This window comes from Natronorubrum amylolyticum (assembly GCF_052040145.1).
Lineage (GTDB): Archaea > Halobacteriota > Halobacteria > Halobacteriales > Natrialbaceae > Natronorubrum.
On sequence record NZ_JBPPFW010000004.1, the window covers coordinates 237,898 to 257,737 of the forward strand.

Here is a 19,840-nt window from a genome sequence, read left to right on the forward strand (position 1 = left end):
GATGAGCGGGGACGTCGCGTCGTCGAACGAGAGCCGCGGGTACGGTGGCGTCGCGACCGGCATCAGCGGCTTCGTTGGCCTCATCGTCCTTCACGTGGTCCAGCACGATCGTCGGCAGCGACTACTAGCGGCTGACGATCGGCTGCAGCTTCCGGTCGGTCCCTTGACGGAACTGGTCGGAAGCTCGTACTGCCGCGATCTGCTGTGCAAACGCGACCAACTCGGTGACCTATGAGCAACGAACACTCCCTCGAATCCTCGTCCACGCGATCCGACAGCGAGACAGCCGAAACCGATCTCGAGCGCCGGCCACCGCCGAGCGACACCGACACGGAGACCGACGACTCGAGCCGACTCGTCGGCGAGGAGCTCGCCATCGGCTACCCCTCGACCGAAGAGCCGGTCGTCGAGGTCGACCGACTCGATCTCCCCGCGGGCGAGGTGACGGCCCTGGTCGGTCCGAACGGCAGCGGAAAGTCGACGCTGCTGAAGGCGCTGGCCCGCCAGCACGCTCCCGACGACGGCGTCGTCCTCCTCGACGGCGGCGACATCGACGACTTCGACTCCAAAGCGTTCGCCCGCCGCGTGGGCTTGCTCTCCCAGGAGCACGAGTCACCGGGCAGCATGAGCGCCGAAGAGCTGATCTACTACGGCCGGTACCCCCACAAAGGCTTCTTCGATACCGTCGGCGCGGACGACGAGGCGGCCGTCGAACGGGCGATCGACCTCGCGGGCGTCGACCACCTGCGCGACGAGAACGTCGGTAACCTGAGCGGCGGCCAGAAACAGCTCGTCTGGATCGCGATGGTACTCGCCCAGGAGACCGACGTCCTCCTGCTCGACGAGCCGACGACCTACCTCGACCTCCACCATCAGCTTCGGGTGATGCAGGTCGTCCGAACGATCAACGAAGAACGCGGCGTCACGGTCGGCGTCGTCCTCCACGACATCTCCCAAGCCGCCCGCTACGCCGACAACCTCGTCGCGCTCCGTGACGGCTCCGTCTACGACTGGGGGCCGCCCGATGAGGTCGTCACCGACGAACTGCTCGAGGAAGTGTTCGGCGTCGTCGCCACCGTCGGTTACAGCGAAGAGGGACCGACGATCATGCCCCACCATCCCGTCGAGGAGTGAACCCCAGACGGTCGTCCGGCCGCTATCGCCTACAACCCTCGCAGCCGCCCCAACGGCTGTCGGAGGGCGGCCGGCACGTCGCCGGCCGCACGGAGACGCGGAGTCGGGTAGGCGCGGACGCGGTCGCGTGCGGTTCCTGGCGGATCGACAGGGCGAGCCCGTCGAGGGCTGTCTGCGCAGTCGTCGGTGAGGTACCGGACTCCGATTCGATCGACGCCGAACCGGGGACGGTATCTTGATATGTGTTATCTTCTACCGAATAGAGTCCGAATCGCTCAAGTACGCCACGCGACTATCTGTTGTCGTGTCGAAGCAGGTCCAGGAGGTCGAGACGATCTTTTGTCACGAGATCGGCAACGACTACCTCGTCGTCGTCGAACGTGACGGACAGCGGCTGTTCCGGGCGAAACTCGGGCTGTCCGAAACCTCGGCCGGCCCCCGCCCCGCGAAGTTCCGGCTGAAAGACGGCTCGAGCGAGGAGCCCCGCCAACCCGACGAGTTCGTCGAACTCGCCCGCCGAGCGCAGCGGATCCGCATTTCGGAACAGACCTCGAGGGCAGGTCGCCAGGAGCTCACCGAGATGTTCGGCGGCTACCAGCTCGACGACAAGACCAAGACCGTCCGGACCTGCCGGTACTGCGCCTCCGCGGGCCGCTACTCGCCGATCACGACGGAGACGGCAATCAAGGACGACAACGACTGGATCTGCAAGGACTGTGCGCGCCAGCAGCTCGAACGGCAGTTGAGCTACGCCGGCGGCGGCGAGGTGACGGGGGCCGCGAAAGACCGCCTCGAGGACCTCATGATGGAGGTCCAGGACTTAGAACGGATCGTCAACCTGCTGAAAGGGCAACTCGACCCCGACCTGACGAAGTTCGATACCATCTCGGCGACGACCGACGAGGTCGACCCCGTCCGGGTGGACTCGATGAACCTGCATCCGGGGGTCCAGAACCTGCTCGAGGACCGGTTCGAGACGCTGTTGCCCGTCCAGAGCCTCGCGGTGGATCACGGACTGCTCGACGGCGACGACCAGATGGTGGTCTCGGCGACGGCGACCGGGAAGACGCTCGTCGGCGAGATGACCGGGATCGACCGCGTGCTCGAGGGGAAGGGCAAGATGCTGTTTCTCGTCCCCCTCGTGGCGCTCGCGAACCAGAAGTACGAGGATTTCCAGGACGAGTACGGCCACCTCGTCGACGTCTCGATTCGCGTGGGCGCGAGTCGGATTTCGGACAACGGCAACCAGTTCGATCCCAACGCCGACGTCATCGTCGGCACCTACGAGGGGATCGACCACGCCCTGCGGACGGGCAAAGAGATGGGCGACATCGGGACCGTCGTCATCGACGAGGTCCACACGCTCAAAGAGGAAGAACGGGGCCACCGACTGGACGGACTCATCTCGCGATTGAAGTACACCTGCGAGCAGCGGGCGAAACGCCGCGAGGAGTACGAGGGTGCACAGTGGGTCTACCTCTCCGCGACCGTCGGCAACCCCGAGCAGTTAGCGACGGCGCTCGAGGCGAAACTCATCGAGTTCGAGGAGCGGCCGGTCCCGATCGAGCGCCACGTCACGTTCGCCGACGGACAGGAGAAGGTCCGTATCGAGAACAAACTCGTCAAGCGCGCGTTCGACACCGAATCCTCGAAGGGGTATCGCGGGCAGACGATCATCTTCACGAACTCCCGGCGACGGTGTCACGAGATCTCGCGAAAACTCGATTACTCCGCCGCGCCGTACCACGCGGGGCTGGACTACCGAAAACGGAAACAGGTCGAACGCCAGTTCGGCGAACAGGAGTTGTCCGCTGTCGTCACGACCGCAGCCCTCGCGGCAGGGGTCGACTTCCCGGCCTCGCAGGTCATCTTCGACTCGCTGGCGATGGGGATCGAGTGGCTCTCGGTCCAGGAGTTCCACCAGATGCTCGGCCGCGCGGGTCGGCCGGACTACCACGACAAGGGGACGGTGTACGTCCTCGTCGAACCCGACTGCGCCTACCACAACTCGATGGAGATGAGCGAGGACGAGGTCGCGTTCAAGTTGTTAAAAGGAGACATGGAGTCGGTGATGACCCACTACGACGAGGGCGCGGCCGTCGAGGAGACGCTCGCGAACATCACGGTCGGCGGGAAGGCCGCAAAGGCGCTCAACGACCGCATGATCGGGGATATCCCGACGAAACACGCCATCGGAAAGCTCCTGCAGTACGACTTCATCGACGGCTTCGAACCCACGCCGCTGGGCCGCGTCATCACGAGACACTTCCTCGACCCCGGCGACGCGTTCGCGCTGCTCGACGGCATTCGGAAGGACGCCCACCCCTACGAACTCGTCGCCGACCTCGAGCTTCGCGACGACGATCTGTAGGCAGCCTCGAGTCTGTCACTGAGACAATTCGGTTCGTCCAATCACGTCCGGGAGTCACACCCACGCGACTCCGGCCGGAACCCTTTTGAGGAACGTATCAGCGGCCGGAACGGTAAAGAACGAGAGTGCCAATGCAGCTATCAGCACGGGGATCACCCCGACGAAATCAATGGAGCCCGAACCACCCGCCGAGATCGAACCGCCGGCCAACGTCTTGCTCGTTCACGCGCCCCGCGGCGAGTCCGACGCCTGCGCCGAACTCCGTCACGAGCACGACCCCACGGCCGAACTCAGCGTGACGTTCGGCGACGACCAGCCGGCCGAACCGGATTCGGACGACGTCGAGGGCACGGTCGGACTGCTACGAGTCGGCGACCTGTTACACAGCACCGGCGACGTGGATCCCGACTTCACCGACACCGTCGTCGTCGACGCCGTCTGCGATCCGACCGATCTCTCCGAAATCGGCGTCGCGATCAGTCGGTTCTGCAAACACTGGGAGGAGTCGGACGAGCGGATCACGGTCTGTTTCGACTCGCTCGATGCAGTGCTGTGCAGTTCGTCTCCCAAGCACGCCTTCCAGTTCACGCATGTACTTACGAACCGACTCGCGAGCGTCGACGCCGCCGCACACTTCCACTTCGATCCGACGTACTACGAGGATCGGGTCGTCTCCACGTTCGGAACGATCTTCGATGCCGTCGTCGCCGACGAGGACACCGAAGACTCGCTCTCGGAGGCGACCGACGAGGAGGTCGCAGACCTGCTCGCAGAGTGGAACGACGGCACGGCGGGGACGATCGAACTCGAGCCGACGCCGACGGCCGAGGCGACCGACGAAGACATCGCTCGAATTCTGGAGAAGTGACGGCAGGGGCGGGCTGACAGCGATTCGCTGACGCGTGGGAGTCTCGTTTTAGGGGACGAACGCGATACCGAATAGTGCGAGGACGATCACGGCGATCGCACCGAGGACGCCGCCCAGAGCGACGATCAGGAGAACGACCGGCGTCACCGCAATCGGGAGGGCGAACACCGCGTTGGCGAGGAATAAGACGAGCAAGCCGACGACCGCGTTGACGATGAACGGGCTGATCGCACGAACGATCGTCGCGGCGAGGAGTACACCCACGAGAACGAGGACGAGGAGGAGGATTTCGAGACCAGTCATGTGCTCGGCGGTATCACGTCGACCGGTAAAACCGTTCGGTGCGTAACGAAACCCTTTATGCAGTGCACCAGTTAGAGGGAGGTACGGGATCGTGGGTTAGCTTGGTATACTTCGGGCCTTGGGTGCCCGTGACCCCGGTTCAAATCCGGGCGATCCCATCACTTCTGCCGCGAGCAAACTCGCGAGCGACGACTGTGTAACGGTTCCCTGGTCCCTCGACGGAACGCTTCTGAGAGCACCACCCACGTAGCGACGGGAAGGGACTGTCTCTCACTCGAGTCACCCCTATGGAAACACCGGTAAGCCTCGAGTACACTAGTCACTCGGATAACAGAACGAACTCCCGTCCACCACAGCTACAGCCATCGGGGCGACCGATACTCCGAATCGAGCCGTCCGAGGCAATACTGGCTGCGAAAACCGCATCACAATCGACGCACTGGGCTACCGCTCGCCGCGGTTCGTCGCCGCTCATACCGTACCGGTTCTGACCGGTCCAGCCCCTTTTTACCCGTCTTTCGTTTGGGCCAGTTCTGGACAATTTACAGTCTGTATGGAAGTTCACTCGTTATATACGTCATATAATCTCGATGCACCCATTGGGTTTCGAGAACGGTAACGAGTCGTCGAGCGACGGGGAGAAGACCTCGGTGGAGCCGGAACCATCCCGAGATTCGAACCCATCACCTAACGCGACGGTCCCTGCAAGCCGAACGACTTCCCGATCACATCCGTTCGCCTAGAACACATGCCGGAGCCTCGAGGCGACCCGAGAGCCCTCTTCAAGCGCTGGCTGATCAACGGAATCGCAATCGCGATTCCGCTGGTGATTACGCTCCTGGTGTTGCTCGTCGTCGTCGATTTCATCCTCGGCGTGCTCTCGCCGATCGTCCAGGGAATCATCTACGTTCTGCCGAACGATCCGCCGACGGCGGTCGTCCAGTTGGTGACGCTCCTCTCGCTGATCGCGTTCTTCGTCGTGATCGGCATCGTTGCGGAGTACACGCCCGGTCGGTACATCTCGAGGCGCGTTCACGCAACGATGGAGACTATCCCCGGAATCAGCACGGTCTACGAGAGCGTTCGCCGGGCGAGTACCATGTTGCTCGACGACGATACGGAGCAGTTCAAGGACGTGAAACTCGTCGAGTTCCCCCATCGGGACGCCTACATGCTGGCCTTTCTCACTGCGGATACCCCGAGGGTGGTCGAAGAACGCGTCGGCGACGATACGATGGTGACCGTCATGGTCCCCCTTGGCCCGAATCCGACGACCAACGGGTTCGTGATGCATATGCCAGCCGAGCACGTCTACGACGTCGACATCACCGTCGAGGAGGCCATCCGCTCGATCGCGACGCTTGGCGTCGCCTCCACCGAACTCGGCGAAGCGGAACACGAGTGAAATTGTCGACAGTCCGACTATCACCGGTGATGACCAAAACAGATTGGCCGCACCTACATAACCCAGTAGTCGAAAGCATGTGTGTGGCCGAAGCGGCCCACAGGAATACAGGAATGCGGCGTGTGCGCCCCCAGTAGCTCGCTGGCGGCGATTGTCGGACGCGGTGTCACAGCTCGAAGGGTGACTCAGCTTTGTCGGTCGTCTTACACTCGAGGTGAGCGACCGCCGTCGGAACGAGACAGGCGCCGAACCCGCGAACTGAGGTGCCCGCGGACGATCCGAACGGGACGACTCGAGACGTGGCCGATCAGTTTCGCTCCGCTTTGCTACCATTTATACCCGATGGCGCACCTAAGAGTGTCCAATGGCGCAAGCGGGAAATACGGAACTCGTCGACGCATTCGAGCAGTTCTTCCGCAACTACTACGACAACGAGATCAAGCAGCTTGCGCAGCGATACCCCAACGAGCAGCGCTCGCTTCATATCGACTGGCAGGACCTCTACCGGTACGATCCGGATCTCGCGGACGACTATCTCAACCAGCCCGAACAGCTCCAGCGCTACGCCGAGGAGGCGCTGCGGCTGTACGACCTGCCGATCGACGTTAGCCTCGGACAGGCCCACGTCAGGATTCGAGGGCTCCCCGAGACGGAGGCCCCCGAAATTCGGGAGATCCGCGCGCGGGATATGAACTCCCTCGTGCAGGTCCACGGCATCGTCCGGAAGGCTACCGACGTCCGCCCGAAGATCGAGGAGGCCGCCTTCGAGTGCCAGCTCTGTGGCACCCTGACGCGGATTCCCCAGTCCAGCGGCGACTTCCAGGAGCCCCACGAGTGTCAAGGCTGTGAGCGACAGGGACCGTTCAAAGTGAACTTCGACCAGTCGGAGTTCGTCGACTCCCAGAAGCTCCGGATGCAAGAGAGCCCCGAAGGACTACGCGGCGGAGAGACCCCGCAGTCGCTCGACGTCCACATCGAAGACGACATCACCGGCGAGGTCACCCCCGGCGACCACGTCTCCGCGACCGGCGTGTTGCGACTCGAGCAACAGGGCGACCAGCAGGAGAAGTCGCCCGTCTTCGACTTTTACATGGAGGGGATGTCCGTCGACATCGACGAAGAGCAGTTCGAGGACATGGACATCACCGACGAGGACAAAAAGGCGATCTACGAGATTTCCAATCAGGACGACGTCTACGAGCAGATGGTCGCCTCCATCGCCCCCTCGATCTACGGCTACGAACAGGAGAAGCTCGCGATGATTTTGCAGCTGTTTTCGGGCGTGACGAAGCAGTTGCCCGACGGCTCGAGGATCCGTGGCGACCTGCATATGCTGCTGATCGGTGATCCGGGTACCGGAAAATCGCAGATGATCGGCTACATCAAAAATATCGCCCCTCGAGCCGTCTATACGTCTGGTAAGGGTTCCTCCTCTGCTGGGCTTACTGCCGCCGCAGTTCGCGACGACTTCGGCGACGGCCAACAGTGGACGCTCGAGGCCGGCGCGCTCGTCCTTGCCGACCGCGGAATCGCGGCAGTTGACGAGCTAGATAAAATGCGAAGCGAAGATAGGTCCGCTATGCACGAGGCCTTAGAGCAACAGAAAATCTCGGTCTCCAAGGCGGGGATCAACGCGACGCTCAAATCTCGCTGCTCGCTCCTCGGAGCTGCGAACCCCAAGTACGGCCGCTTCGACCACTACGAGCCCATCAGCGAGCAGATCGACCTCGAGCCGGCGCTCATCTCCCGATTCGATCTGATCTTCACCGTCACCGACGAGCCGGACGAGGAGAAAGATCGAAACCTCGCCGAACACATCATCAACACCAACTACGCCGGCGAGCTGACGACCCAACAGAAGCAGATGAACACGATGGACGTCTCGAGCGAGGAGATCGAGGAGATGACCGAGAAGGTCGATCCCGAGATCGACGCCGACCTCCTGCGGAAGTACATCGCCTACTCGAAGCAGAACTGTCATCCGCGGATGACGGAGGTGGCCCGCAACGCGATCCGGGATTTCTACGTCGACCTGCGCTCGAAGGGGACCGACGACGACGCGCCGATCCCGGTGACGGCACGGAAACTCGAGGCGCTCGTCCGTCTCTCGGAGGCCAGCGCTCGCGTACGGCTTTCGGATACGGTCGAGGAGTCGGACGCGAACCGCGTCATCGAGATCGTTCGCTCGTGTCTACAGGATATCGGGGTCGATCCTGAAACGGGCGAGTTCGACGCGGACATCGTCGAGGCAGGAACCTCGAAGTCCCAGCGCGACCGGATCAAGAACCTCAAACAGCTCATCAGCGATATTGAAGAGGAGTACGACGACGGCGCGCCGGTCGACATCGTCATGGAGCGGGCCGAAGAGATCGGGATGGATCAGTCCAAAGCGGAACACGAGATCGAGAAGCTCAAGCAGAAAGGCGAGGTCTACGAGCCGAGCATGGACAACCTCCGAACGACGTAATCGAACCGACTGTAGACGACGCCGGGGTCGACGATAGCGCTCGAGGGCGATCAAATCGAACCGAATGAGTTGTCCCGACGCAGTGTTCGACGACGAGTCACAGCTCTCGGATCGTTTTCACGGTCGATCGAACCGTCGCCGGCGCAACGTCGGCGACGTCGGCCGCCGCAGCCTGCGTGACCGTCGGCCACTCCTCGCGTTCGCCGGCCGCCTCGTAGAGACAGGCCGCCGCGACGCCGCTGGGGTTGCGCCCACCGACCGCCCCGTTTTGCAGTAACGTGGACGCAAACTCGTGGGCGCGGCGCTCGACGGCCGTCCCGAGGTCGAGTTTCGAGGCGTACCGCGGCAGGTACTGTGTCGGATCGATCGGACCGGTGGGTAGCCCGAGTTCGCGGTTGAGCGCATCGTAGGCAACGGTGAGTTCGTCGTCGCTGGCGCGAGCAACGGTCGTCACCTCGGCGATCGTTCGCGGATTCGACTGCGTTCGACAGGTCGCATACACCGATGCAGCGGCAAACCCCTCGAGTGACCGCCCCGGAAAGAGACCCTCGGATTGGGCCGATTTGAACAGGACACACGCCTGCTCCCTGACCGAGTCGGGAAGCGACAGCGAGACGTTGACCCGCTGAATTTCGGTGAATCCGTACACCTGATTGCGTTTGGCCTTCGTAGAGATTCGAGCGCGATTGTGTTCTCGGCGAAGCCGGGTAATCTGGCGTCGTTTCCGACCGGTGAGTCGGGACCGGTAGTCGGCGTCCGAGCCGGAGCCGTAGCCAATCTCCGTCGAGAGCCCACGGTCGTGTCTCGAGCGAGTCAACGGGGCACCAGTTCGCCGACGGTCAGTCTCCTCCTCATCGAACGAACGCCATTCAGGGCCGCGGTCGATCGAATCCTCCGCAGAGACGAGTCCGCAGTCCTCACAGATAGTTTCAGTTCCCCTCGTTCGTAATCTGCCGTCGCATTCGGGACACTCGGAAGTTGAGTCAACATCAACCATTGGTTATTTCCATTCCGTATGTGATTTGAGGTTCGTGATAGTATTTAAAATGTAGGATGGCTAATGGGAATAAATACGCGAACGGTGTCCGATCGATGACTCGGTGCATCCGAAAGAAGGAGCCGAGCAACCGGTCGACGGTCGGCGCTCACGGCAGCGAAGCGGCCGGTCGAAAGCGCAGTCGTTTCAGGGTATTCGGTCGAACGACGAATCGTCGAAGCTCAGTGCGACAAACCGAGAAGTCGTTTCAGGGAGGGGCCGGGTCGCGCCGTCGACGCCGACGACTCGTTGGCTGATGCCTCGCGCTCCGCGAGGAGGTGCTCGTATCGGTCGATGACGGTCTGTCGTCGTCGCTCGCTCGTCTCGAGTGCGCGTTCGAGTGCTGCGACCTGCACCCGCAACTGTGTTTGTTCGATCCGAGCGTGGAGGGGTGGCTTCGGGGGCGTCGTGCGATCAGTTCCCCCTACGCTCGAGGGATGGCTGGACACGGAATCAGCCGCTCGCTCGGAGGGCGATCGTCCTCGCGCTGCCACGAGTTCGTCAGTGGGGGACGTTCCGGCGGGAGGTCGTTGCTCGACGGACATGGATACGGCTTCGCACGCAGTCCGGAAAAAGCTCAGTCAGTCGGCCGTCAGACGCGTCTGACGCGGGTCGTGCACTCGAAAGACACAGCATCACTTGCGAAGATGCTCGAGAACACCGTCGGATCTACCGCTCCGACGAACCCTCGCTCGCGAGGGTCGCGAGGACCCCTTCGAGATCGTTCGGCACCGGTTCGGGATCGGCACCCGCGGCCGCTGCGGCGTCGGGGTCCTTGAGCAGGTGACCGGTCGTCAGACAGGCGACGCGTTCGTCGTCGTCGACGATCCCCTTGCGTCGGAGCTTCCGCAGGCCCGCAATAGAGGCGGCTGAAGCGGGTTCGACGCCGATTCCCTCGCCGGCGACGTCCCGCTGGGCCTCGGTGATCTCCTCGTCGGAGACCGCGACGGCGGTGCCGCCGGTCTCGCGGATCCCGGGCAGTGCCTTCGGTGCGTTGACCGGGTTCCCGATTCGGATCGCCGTCGCGCGCGTCTCGACCTCCTCCCAGCGCGTCACTTCGTCCGCGCCGTTTTCGATCGCTTCGACCATCGGTGCCGCGCCCTCGGCTTGAACGCCCGTCAGTTTGGGCACGTCCTCCTTCTCGAGCTCGCCCGCCTGAACGAGTTCGCGGAAGGCCTTGTACAGCGCCGAGGTGTTCCCGGCGTTGCCGACCGGCAGCACGATTCGGTCCGGAACCGCGTCGTAGTCGGCGAGAAAGCCCTCGAGGATCTCGAGACCGATCGTCTTCTGGCCCTCGAGTCGGAACGGGTTCAGCGAGTTCAGCAGGTAGGCCTCGCCCTGGCCGGCCAGCTCCTGGACGATGTCGAGGCAGGCGTCGAAGTTGCCGTCGACCTCGAGAATTCGAGCGCCGTGGAGACTCGCTTGGGCGATCTTCCCTGCTGCGACCTTCCCTGCGGGAAGGAGCACGAGCGTCTCCATCCCGCCGCGGGAGCCGTAGGCCGCGAGGGCCGCGCTCGTGTTCCCCGTCGACGCACAGGCGAGTCGACCGACGCCGAGTTCCTCGGCGACCCGGACGCCGACGGTCATCCCGCGATCCTTGAACGAGCCCGTCGGGTTCATCCCCTCGTGTTTGATCCGCAGCGCCTCGACGCCGATATCGTCCTCGAGCCGCGGCACCTCGTACAGCGGCGTCGCCCCCTCCTGAATCGAGACACCCGCCTCGAACGGCAGGGCGTCGGCGTAGCGCCAGACACCGTGGCCCTCGAAGTCGTCGAACGTCGGCAGCTCGTCGTAGCGGACCTCGAGCAGCCCGTCACACTCGTCACAGGTATAGCGAATATCGTCGAAGGGAGCGAACGTTTCACCGCACTCGATACACTCGAGCCAGACGCCGTCGTCGGCGTCGTCGGGTGCTGACGGCTGGTCCGCGGAGAGACTGAGACTCATTGTCCCTCGAGAGGGAGGCGAGGGAGAAAAAGCACGTGGGTTCGGCGGTCCCGACGCTCCGAACCCGTCGACGGAACGGCCAAAAACGAGCGTCTCGGTCGATCCACACAGTCTATCGCCTGTTCACCACCCCCGAACTCGCTCACGTCAGATGCACTGCCAACAGGGCCGCCGGCCCGAGCAGCATGATCAGCGTGGCGAGCAGTACTCTGAACGACATCTTCCGGTCGGAACGATTTGAACGCTACATATAAGCACGGAAGATCGTTCAGCTCCGCCGTCGATCCTGTCGAGAGGCAATACTGTATTTCCTCGGGTAATGTTCGGGTTATCGACCGGAAGGGAACACGTACCGACGCAGGGGGATGGCCGACAAGCGTCGACGACCCCCGGTGTGACGACTTCGCGTACGCGACTCGGGGATCGTAGTGAGGGTGACCGCGAAACAGTTGACTCCGACGGTTACTCGAGCAGCCAGCTCAACAACGCCTTCTGGGCATGCAACCGATTCTCGGCCTGATCGAAGACGATCGACCGATCGCTCTCGATGACGTCGTCGGTAATCTCCTCGCCGCGGTGGGCGGGCAGACAGTGCATGACCGACGCGTCGGGGGCGTGCTCGAGTAACCCCGAGCGAACCTGAAAGCCCTCGAAGGCGTCCATTCGGACGTCGCGTTCGTCCTCCTGGCCCATGCTGATCCAAACGTCGGTGTAGATGACGTCGGCGTCGGAGACGGCCTCGACCGGGTCGGTCGTCACCGTCGGATCGCCGCCGAGTGCTCGTGCCTGCTCGAGCACCGAGTCGTCGATCCCGTACCCCGCGGGCGTGGCGACCGTCAGGTCGATCCCCGCGATGGCACAGCCCAGGACGAACGACTGGGCGACGTTGTTCCCGTCGCCGATCCAGGCCGCCGAAACGTCTTCGAACCCGCCCTCTTCCTCGCGAATCGTTAGCAGATCGGCGAGCGTCTGACAGGGGTGGGCGTCGTCGGTAAGCCCGTTGACGACCGGGACCGAGGCGTACTCCGCGAACACCTCGATGTTCTCGTGTTTGAAGACGCGAGCCATCACGGCGTCGACGTACCGCGAGAGCGTTCGCGAGGTGTCTTTTAACGGCTCGCCGCGGCCCAGTTGGATGTCGTCCTCGCCCAGGAACACGGCGTGACCGCCGAGTTGGGTCATCCCGGTCTCGAAGGAGACGCGGGTTCGCGTACTCGGCTTCTGGAAGATCATCCCCAGCGTCTGGCCGTCCAGATCGGGATGATCTTCCCCCTGCTGCTGGGCCTCTTTGTACGTCTCTGCGCGGTCGAGGACCGTCTCGAGTTCGTCCGGCGAGAGATCGTCGATCTCGAGGAAGTGACGAACGTCAGTATCGCCCGCCATCAGTCGTCGCCTCCGCGCAGCGTCGTCGCGACGCGTTCTAAGACCTCGACCGAGCGATCGAACTCGACGAGCGAGAGCCGTTCGTCCGGCGCGTGATCGAGGTCGGAGTTGCCGGGGCCGTAGGTGACCATCGGGCAGTCCCAGACGCCGGCATAGAGGTTCATGTCGCTGGTACCGGTCTTGCGCAGGAGCCGCGGATCGCTGCCGCCCTTCCGGATCGCCGCGCGGAACGCTCGGGCGACCTCGGTTCGGGGACTCTCCATCACCGGCGGAATCGGCTCTGCCCAGGAGACGGTCCCGATCTCGAGACCGGCTTCGGCGGTCTCGCGGACCGTTTCGGCGTCCAGCGACGGCGGGATCCGCAGTTGTACGTCGAGCGTCGCTTCGACCGAGAGCCCGTCGTCGCTGATCCCGCCGTTCATGTCGACGGGTTTGGCGGTGACGCGCTCGAAGACGGCCGTGTACTCGTCGTCCTCGAAAGCGTCTTCGACGCCCGTCCACCAGTTGGTCGCGTGCTGGATCGCGTTCGGTTCGGGACGCGAGGTGTGGCCGGACTCGCTGGTCGCAACGTAGGTCCCTGCCAGAAAACCGCGGTAGCCGAGCGTGATGCCCGTCGCACCGCTTGGCTCGCCGTTGACGACGGCGCGGGGTTCCTCGCGGTCCTCCACGAGGTGTCGCGCACCGCGCGAGTTCGTCTCCTCGCCGACGACGCCGACGAAGGAGACGCCCGTGCGGACGGCGGCGGCGGCCATCGCGGCCAGCGGGCCGGTGGCGTCGACGCTGCCGCGGCCCCAGAGGATATCCTCGCCGGTCTCTTCAGCGACCTCCCGCTCGACGTCGGTCTCGTCGGCCGACGTTACCTCGACCGGAATCTCGCCGGGCACGGTGTCGACGTGTGAGGTGAGGAGGACGGCGTCGTCCGCGGGTGCGCGAACGTTGCCGACCTCGTCGATCCACGCCTCGCGGCCGCGGGCGTCGAAGAAGTCGACGAGTCGCTCCGCGGCCTCCGCCTCGTCGCCCGAGGGCGACGGAATCGACACGAGGTCGGTCAGCAGTTGGCGCGCGTCCTCGAGCGAGACGTCGGTCGTATCTTCCATGGCTGCACTCATGATTCGGCACTCGCCTCGGGGGCGACGATCTCGGTCAGTGCGTCCACGAGCTGATCGGCTTCCGCCTCGTCGATCACGAGCGGCGGGAGCAGACGTAGGACGGTCCGGCCCGCCGGAAGCGCCAGGATCTGGTGGTCCATCGCCAGATCCCGAGCGACGCGGTTCGCGCCGCGTTTCAGCTCGATGCCGACGAGCAGGCCGTCGCCGCGGACCTCGCGCACCCCGTCGCCGAGTGCGGCCTCGAGTTCCGCCGTGAGATAGTCGCCCATCTCGGCGGCGTGGGCGGGCCACTCCTCCTCGACCAGCGTCGAGAGGGTCGCGTGAACCGCCGCGGAGACGACGGGACCGCCGCTGAACGTGGCGTTGTGCGAAGCCGCGCCGTCGGCGATCCAGTCCTGCACTGCGACGGCACCGACGGGCAGGCCGTTACCGAGCCCTTTCGCCGTCGTGAGCACGTCGGGCGTGACGCCTGCCCGCTGGCAGGCCCACATCTCGCCCGTCCGGCCCATGCCGGTCTGGACCTCGTCGAAGACGAGCGCCGCGCCGGTCTCCTCGGTCAGTTCGCGAGCGGTCTCGAGGTAGCCCGCGGGCGGGACGTTGATCCCGCCTTCGCCCTGAATCGGCTCGAGAATGACGGCCGCGGTCTCGTCGTCCACGGCGGCCGCGAGCTCCTCGCTGTCGCCGTAGGGAACGAACTCCACGTCGCCGGCGAGGGGTTCGAACGGCTCCTTGTACTTGTCCTTCCAGGTCGCCGCGAGCGAGCCCATCGTCCGGCCGTGGAACGAGCGGGTCGCGGCGATGATCTTCGACTCGCCGGTCGCCGAGCGGGCGAACTTCAGTGCGGCCTCGTTGGCCTCGGTCCCGGAGTTACAGAACCAGGCGGACTCGAGTCCGTCGGGCGTCGCCGCGACGAGCGCGGCGTAGGCGTCCTCCCGGGACTGCACGGGATAGGAGGAGTCGACAAACGTCAGCTTGCCGACCTGCTCCTGGACCGCCTCGACGACTGCAGGGTGGCTGTGACCCAGCGGCGTGCACGCGAAACTCGCGCCGGCGTCGAGATACGCCGTATCGTCTGCGGTGTAGAGGTACGGCCCCTCGCCGCGTTCGATGCCGATGGGCTTGCTGCCGGAGATGAAGTCGTGGTCGCTCACTGTTCCACCTCCGCAGCCCCGTCTTCGAGTACGCCGGGCTCGAGGGTCGTCCCCTCGCCCGCGAGCGCGCTCGTGATCGGCTCCTCGGCGTTCGCAGTCGCGACGATAACCGACGATGCGCCGCCCTCGAGCGCCTCCTCGGCGGCCATGACCTTCTTCGTCATGAACCCTTCAGCGGCGGATTTGACCGCGGAGAACTCGGTGGGCGTGGACGCTGATTCGATACGCGTCGACTCGTCGTCGGGATCCTCGTAAATCCCCGAGACGTCCGTGAGAAGCACCAGGTCCGCATCGAGCGCACCAGCAATCGCAGCGGCGGCGCGGTCTGCGTCGGCGTTGACCGCCGTGTAGCCGCCGCCTTTCTCCTTGCCCAACATGGGAACGGAGACGACGGGGGTGTAGCCGCCATCGAGAACGGTCTCGAGCAGGTCCGCGTTCACGGACTCGATCTTGCCCGAGTGGTCGCCGCGCTTGATCTTCTTCTTGCCGTCCTCTTTGACGCGAACGGCGGACTTGCGTTTGCCCTCGAGCAGTTTGCCGTCGGTACCCGAAAGGCCGACCGCGTTCACCTCGAGGGTCTGCAGGCTCTCCACCAGATCGGTGTTGAGCTTGCCGGGCATCACCATCTTGAAGACGTCCATCGTGTCCTCGTCGGTGAAGCGTCCGACGACGCCGCCGGGAGTCTCGACGTAGGTCGGTTCCTGACCGAGTTCTTCCAAGGTTTCATCGACGGCGGTCGAGCCGCCGTGGGTGAGGACGACGTCTTCGCCGTCTTCGACGAGGCTCGCGACGTCCGCGAGCGCGCCCTCGGGATCGACGGCCCGCGCGCCGCCGATTTTGACGACGGTCGTCATTTACGGTGCCCCCACGGGATGCAGTCCCGTAAACTCGAGTCCGGCCGTTTCCTCCAAGCCCAGCGCGATGTTGGCGGCGTGGACCGCCTGTCCCGCGGAGCCTTTCATCATGTTGTCGATGGCCGAGAAGACGACGATGCGTTTGTTCGAGGGATCGAGTTCGAAGCCGACCTCGGCGAGGTTCGTCCCCGCGACGGCCTTCGGTTCGGGGTAGCGATAGACTCCGGAGCCACCAGCGGCCATGCGGACGAACGGCTCGTCCTCGTAACAGCCGCGGTAGGCCTTCCAGAGGTCGCCCTTCGAGACCGGTCCCGAGGGGAAGACGTGGTTCGTCGCGCTGGCGCCGCGGATCATGTCCACGGCGTGGCACGTAAAGGAGACCGAGGTGTCGAGGAACTGTTCGATCTCGGCCTCGTGACGGTGACCCGTCGGCGCGTACGGACGGACGACGCCCGAGCGCTCGGGGTGGCTCGAGGCCTCGCCGCCGCCGGCACCGCCCTCCGAGGAGCCGACTTTGACGTCGACGACGACCTGCTCGCCGCCCTCGAGAATCCCGTGCTCGAACAGCGGGTACAGGCCGAGAATCGTCGCGGTGGCGTTACAGCCGCCGCCAGCAATGAGCCCCGCACCGGAGAGGTTCTCGCGGTTGATTTCGGGCAGGGCGTACTCGGCCTTTTCCAGGTATTCGGGCGCGTCGTGGCCGTCGTACCACTCGTCGTACTGTTCTTCCGTCTCGAGGCGGAAGTCCGCCGAGAGGTCGACGACGGTGTCGGCGATTTCGAAGAACTCGTCGATCTGCCCCATCGAGACGCCGTGTGGCGTCGCGGCGAACAGGACGTCGACGGACTCGAGATCGTCGGGTTCGGTAAACCGTAGATCCGAGCCGCGAAGTGGCGGGTGAACGGAGCCGACGCTCTTGCCGGCCTTCGAGCGGCTGGTGACTTCCGTAATCTCGAAGTTCGGATGGCCGGCGAGCAGTCGCAGGAGTTCGCCGCCCGTGAATCCACTGCCGCCGATGACGCTCGCGGTAACCGTCTCGGCGTCCGCCGCTGCACCGGTCTCGGTACCGACCGCCATCAGACGGTCACCTCGAGTTCCTCGTCGGCTTCGGCGGCCGCTTTCTCCTCGAGCCAGTCGACGACGGTGCCGGCGATGTCGGTGTCGACCGCGCCGTCGAGCGCCTTGAACTCGACGGTGTGGTTGACTTCGTGGACCGTATATCCCTCGTCGGTCTCCATGAGGTCGATCCCGAGCAGGCCGCCGCCGACGGCGTCGCTGGCCTTCTTCACCAGTTCTTTCGCTTCCTCGTCGGGTTCGAAGACGTTCGTCTCGGCGCCCTTGGCGGCGTTCGTGATCCAGTGGTCCGAGGAGCGGACCATGCCGGCGATCGGTTCGCCGTCGGTCGCGAGCACGCGGATGTCGCGGCCGGGTTTGTCGACGAACTCCTGGACGTAGAACACCTTGTGCTCGTAGTGGCCCAGCGTCGCCTTGTGCTCCAGAATCGCCTCTGCAGCGTCTGGCGAGTCGATCTTGGCCATCAGGCGGCCCCAGGAACCCACGACGGGTTTGAGGACGCAGGGGTAGCCAAAGTCCTCGATGGCTTCCATCGCGGTCTCCTTGGTGAACGCGACTTTCGTGGCGGGCGTGGGGACGCCGGCTTTCTCGAGCGCTAAGCTGTTCTTCACTTTGTCCGCACAGATGTCGGCGGTCTCGTGGCTGTTGACCACGGGGATGCCGTAGGCCTCGAAGAACTGCGTGGCGTACAGGCTCCGGCTCGTGGCGAGACAGCGGTCGACGACGATGTCGAGGTCCGCGAACTCCTCGGGGACCTCGCTGATGTCGAACGTCTGTTTGCGGACGTCGATCTTAGTGATCTCGTGGTCGCGCTCGCGAAGCTCGTTGAGGAGGAGCTTCTCGTCTTTGCGGATTCGTGAGTAGAGTATTCCTATTTGCAAGGTCACTCACCCCAGTCCTCTTCGAGCTCCGGGGCTCGCTCGAGGACTGGCGGCTCAGTGTCGACGACTTCTAGCTCTGCTCCACAGGTCGTACAGTCAACGATCTCTCCAACTTCCAGATCGTCGTGCAGGGACACCTCAGCCCCACACTCGACGCATTCGGTCATTGTACCTGCAACTGAGAGCCGATGACCCTTAAAGCCTTCGAACTTAACAGCAAAATTACACTACACAGACTGTCCGCTAAGCAGATGAAAAGGCGAATTCGCGGCAAATTTTGTCTGACATATCATGTAGACGGTGTATTGTCCCCTCGCGGGGACGGTCGCGGTGCCGGCCGCGGGTATTCTGCCTCAGACATAGCCGTTCACCTCCTCGCGGAGCGCCTCGTGAGCCGCCTCGAGCGAATCGCTCGTCTCGGCGAGCGACTCCTCGTCGGTCGACAGCGCCTCGCGGGCCGCCTCGAGCTGTGGCCCGATCGCGTCGGGGGCAGGGCCACCCTGCGAGTCGCGGCTCGCGACGCTTTCGACGGGATCGAGCGCGGCCTCGACGGCCGCGGGGTCGACGAACGACTCGAGTGGCTCTCCCAGTACCTCCTGGGCAGCCGACTCGATCGCCTCGTAGTCGCCCCCGTTCGCTGCAGCGATCGCGACCATCTCGTGGGCCGTCCTGAACGGCAGCCCGTTCGCCGCGAGCAGGTCGGCGACGCCGGTCGCCGTCGAGAAGCCCGCGCCGGCTTCGGCGGCCAGCGTCTCCTCGTTCCAGTCGGCCGTCGCGACGGCCCCCGCCGCAACCTCGCTCGCATCCGTCACGGCGTCGACGGTGTCCCAGGCGTGGGTCGTCGCCCGCTGGAGGTCGCGGTTGTACGCGCGCGGCAGTCCCTTGAGCGTCGTCGTCAACCCCTGCACCGATCCTGCGGCGTCGCCCGCGACCGCGCGGACGAGTTCGAGCGTGTCGGGATTCTTTTTTTGGGGCATGATCGACGACGTCGAGGAGTAGTCGTCCGCGAGATCGACGAAGCCGCGGTTCGCGAAGATGATCAGATCCTCCGCGAGTCCCGACAGCGTCGTCGCGTGCGTCGACAGCGCCTGCGTCGTCTCGAGCAGGAAGTCCCGGCTCGAGGAGGCGTCCATCGAGTTCTCGACGACGTTCTCGAATCCCAGCAACTCGGCCGTGCGCTCGCGGTCGATATCGAACGTCGTCCCGGCGAACGCGGCGCCACCGAGCGGCGACTGGTTGATCCGGGCGTAGGCCTCGAGCAGGCGCTCCGTATCGCGGCGGACGGCTCCCTCGTAGGAGCACGCCCAGTGAGCGACGGTGATCGGCTGGGCGGGCTGGAGGTGGGTGTAGCCGGGCATGATCGTCTCCGCGTTCGCCTCGGCAACCACCACCAGTGCCTCGCGCAACGCGAGCGTCGTCTCGATGGCCTCGAGAACGTCCTCGCGCAGGCGGTAGCGAATGCAGGCCGCGACCTCGTCGTTACGCGAGCGCGCGGTGTGCATCTTCCCGCCCTCGGCACCGATGCGTTGGATAACGGCCGTCTCGATGGCCTCGTGGACGTCCTCGCCGTCGGGAAGCGAGCCGTGGCCGTCGACTTCGATGGCGTCGAGGGCCGTCAGAATCTCGCCCGCGACGTCGTCCTCGACGATCCCCTGCTCGGCGAGCATCAGGACGTGTGCGCGGTCGACCTCGAGGTCGGCCTCGAAGATCCGCCGATCGGCCTCGAGCGAGGAGAGAAAGCTCCGGGCGGGGCCGCCGCTGAAGCGGTCCCGCCGGACGACGCCCTCGCCGCTCCCGTCGGTTGCGACTGCGGACTCGAGTTCGGACAGGTCGTCGTGAGCGCTCTCCTCGGTCATG

17 protein-coding genes and 1 tRNA gene are annotated in these 19,840 nt (G+C 64.6%); 7 read left to right on the forward strand and 11 right to left on the reverse strand.

Annotation, left to right across the window (positions count from 1 at the left end; all coding sequences use genetic code 11):
• Nucleotide 1: 1 nt before the first annotated feature.
• From ACSFDB_RS16740 to ACSFDB_RS16755, 4 genes are all read left to right on the forward strand, one after another.
• Complete coding sequence (locus tag ACSFDB_RS16740) at nucleotides 2-235, forward strand: hypothetical protein (RefSeq protein ID WP_440772056.1); 234 nt, start codon at nucleotides 2-4, stop codon at nucleotides 233-235.
• Nucleotides 232-1,134, forward strand: a complete 903-nt coding sequence (locus ACSFDB_RS16745) for an ABC transporter ATP-binding protein (protein ID WP_440772057.1) — start codon at nucleotides 232-234, stop codon at nucleotides 1,132-1,134. The genes ACSFDB_RS16740 and ACSFDB_RS16745 overlap by 4 nt, the downstream gene beginning before the upstream one ends.
• A 304-nt stretch (nucleotides 1,135-1,438) precedes the next feature.
• On the forward strand, nucleotides 1,439-3,505 hold the full coding sequence (locus ACSFDB_RS16750; protein ID WP_440772058.1) for a DEAD/DEAH box helicase: 2,067 nt from the start codon (nucleotides 1,439-1,441) through the stop codon (nucleotides 3,503-3,505).
• A 169-nt stretch (nucleotides 3,506-3,674) separates the two neighbouring features.
• Nucleotides 3,675-4,373, forward strand: a complete 699-nt coding sequence (locus ACSFDB_RS16755; RefSeq protein WP_440772059.1) for a DUF7504 family protein — start codon at nucleotides 3,675-3,677, stop codon at nucleotides 4,371-4,373.
• Nucleotides 4,374-4,421: 48 nt separating this feature from the next.
• On the opposite strand, the gene ACSFDB_RS16760 is transcribed toward ACSFDB_RS16755, so the two are convergent.
• Nucleotides 4,422-4,676, reverse strand: a complete 255-nt coding sequence (locus ACSFDB_RS16760; protein WP_440772060.1) for a pro-sigmaK processing inhibitor BofA family protein — start codon at nucleotides 4,674-4,676, stop codon at nucleotides 4,422-4,424.
• An 85-nt stretch (nucleotides 4,677-4,761) separates the two neighbouring features.
• Here ACSFDB_RS16760 and ACSFDB_RS16765 point away from each other — a divergent pair.
• From ACSFDB_RS16765 to ACSFDB_RS16775, 3 genes are all read left to right on the forward strand, one after another.
• Nucleotides 4,762-4,834, forward strand: a tRNA-Pro gene (locus ACSFDB_RS16765).
• Between the two features lie 590 nt (nucleotides 4,835-5,424).
• Nucleotides 5,425-6,081 (forward strand): DUF502 domain-containing protein, encoded by a 657-nt coding sequence (locus ACSFDB_RS16770; protein ID WP_440772061.1) that lies wholly within the window; start codon nucleotides 5,425-5,427, stop codon nucleotides 6,079-6,081.
• Between the two features lie 364 nt (nucleotides 6,082-6,445).
• Nucleotides 6,446-8,548 carry a minichromosome maintenance protein MCM gene (locus ACSFDB_RS16775; protein WP_440772062.1) on the forward strand — a complete coding sequence of 701 codons (2,103 nt, stop codon included), beginning with the start codon at nucleotides 6,446-6,448 and terminating at the stop codon, nucleotides 8,546-8,548.
• Nucleotides 8,549-8,645: 97 nt separating this feature from the next.
• Here ACSFDB_RS16775 and ACSFDB_RS16780 read toward each other — a convergent pair whose 3' ends face one another.
• From ACSFDB_RS16780 to argH, 10 genes are all read right to left on the reverse strand, one after another.
• Nucleotides 8,646-9,545: a transcription initiation factor IIB gene (locus ACSFDB_RS16780; protein WP_440772063.1), complete on the reverse strand. Its 900-nt coding sequence runs from the start codon at nucleotides 9,543-9,545 to the stop codon at nucleotides 8,646-8,648.
• Nucleotides 9,546-10,253: 708 nt separating this feature from the next.
• Nucleotides 10,254-11,531: a threonine synthase gene (gene thrC / locus ACSFDB_RS16785; RefSeq protein ID WP_440772064.1), complete on the reverse strand. Its 1,278-nt coding sequence runs from the start codon at nucleotides 11,529-11,531 to the stop codon at nucleotides 10,254-10,256.
• A gap of 462 nt (nucleotides 11,532-11,993) precedes the next feature.
• On the reverse strand, nucleotides 11,994-12,914 hold the full coding sequence (gene argF, locus ACSFDB_RS16790; RefSeq protein ID WP_440772065.1) for an ornithine carbamoyltransferase: 921 nt from the start codon (nucleotides 12,912-12,914) through the stop codon (nucleotides 11,994-11,996).
• Entirely contained in the window at nucleotides 12,914-14,023 is a 1,110-nt protein-coding gene (locus tag ACSFDB_RS16795) for a [LysW]-lysine hydrolase (protein ID WP_440772066.1), read from the reverse strand. Before ACSFDB_RS16795 ends, argF begins: the two co-directional genes overlap by 1 nt.
• Nucleotides 14,020-15,174 carry an aspartate aminotransferase family protein gene (locus tag ACSFDB_RS16800; protein WP_440772067.1) on the reverse strand — a complete coding sequence of 385 codons (1,155 nt, stop codon included), beginning with the start codon at nucleotides 15,172-15,174 and terminating at the stop codon, nucleotides 14,020-14,022. The genes ACSFDB_RS16795 and ACSFDB_RS16800 overlap by 4 nt, the downstream gene beginning before the upstream one ends.
• Nucleotides 15,171-16,028 carry an acetylglutamate/acetylaminoadipate kinase gene (locus tag ACSFDB_RS16805; protein ID WP_440772068.1) on the reverse strand — a complete coding sequence of 286 codons (858 nt, stop codon included), beginning with the start codon at nucleotides 16,026-16,028 and terminating at the stop codon, nucleotides 15,171-15,173. The genes ACSFDB_RS16800 and ACSFDB_RS16805 overlap by 4 nt, the downstream gene beginning before the upstream one ends.
• Nucleotides 16,029-17,105, reverse strand: a complete 1,077-nt coding sequence (gene argC, locus ACSFDB_RS16810; RefSeq protein ID WP_440772069.1) for an N-acetyl-gamma-glutamyl-phosphate reductase — start codon at nucleotides 17,103-17,105, stop codon at nucleotides 16,029-16,031.
• Nucleotides 17,105-17,989, reverse strand: a complete 885-nt coding sequence (lysX, locus tag ACSFDB_RS16815; RefSeq protein WP_440772070.1) for a lysine biosynthesis protein LysX — start codon at nucleotides 17,987-17,989, stop codon at nucleotides 17,105-17,107. The genes argC and lysX overlap by 1 nt, the downstream gene beginning before the upstream one ends.
• Complete coding sequence (gene lysW / locus ACSFDB_RS16820; protein ID WP_005554620.1) at nucleotides 17,986-18,150, reverse strand: lysine biosynthesis protein LysW; 165 nt, start codon at nucleotides 18,148-18,150, stop codon at nucleotides 17,986-17,988. The genes lysX and lysW overlap by 4 nt, the downstream gene beginning before the upstream one ends.
• A 186-nt stretch (nucleotides 18,151-18,336) precedes the next feature.
• The gene (argH, locus tag ACSFDB_RS16825) at nucleotides 18,337-19,839 is read right to left on the reverse strand and encodes an argininosuccinate lyase (protein WP_440772071.1); all 1,503 of its coding nucleotides are present in this window, start codon (nucleotides 19,837-19,839) and stop codon (nucleotides 18,337-18,339) included.
• Nucleotide 19,840: the final 1 nt, after the last annotated feature.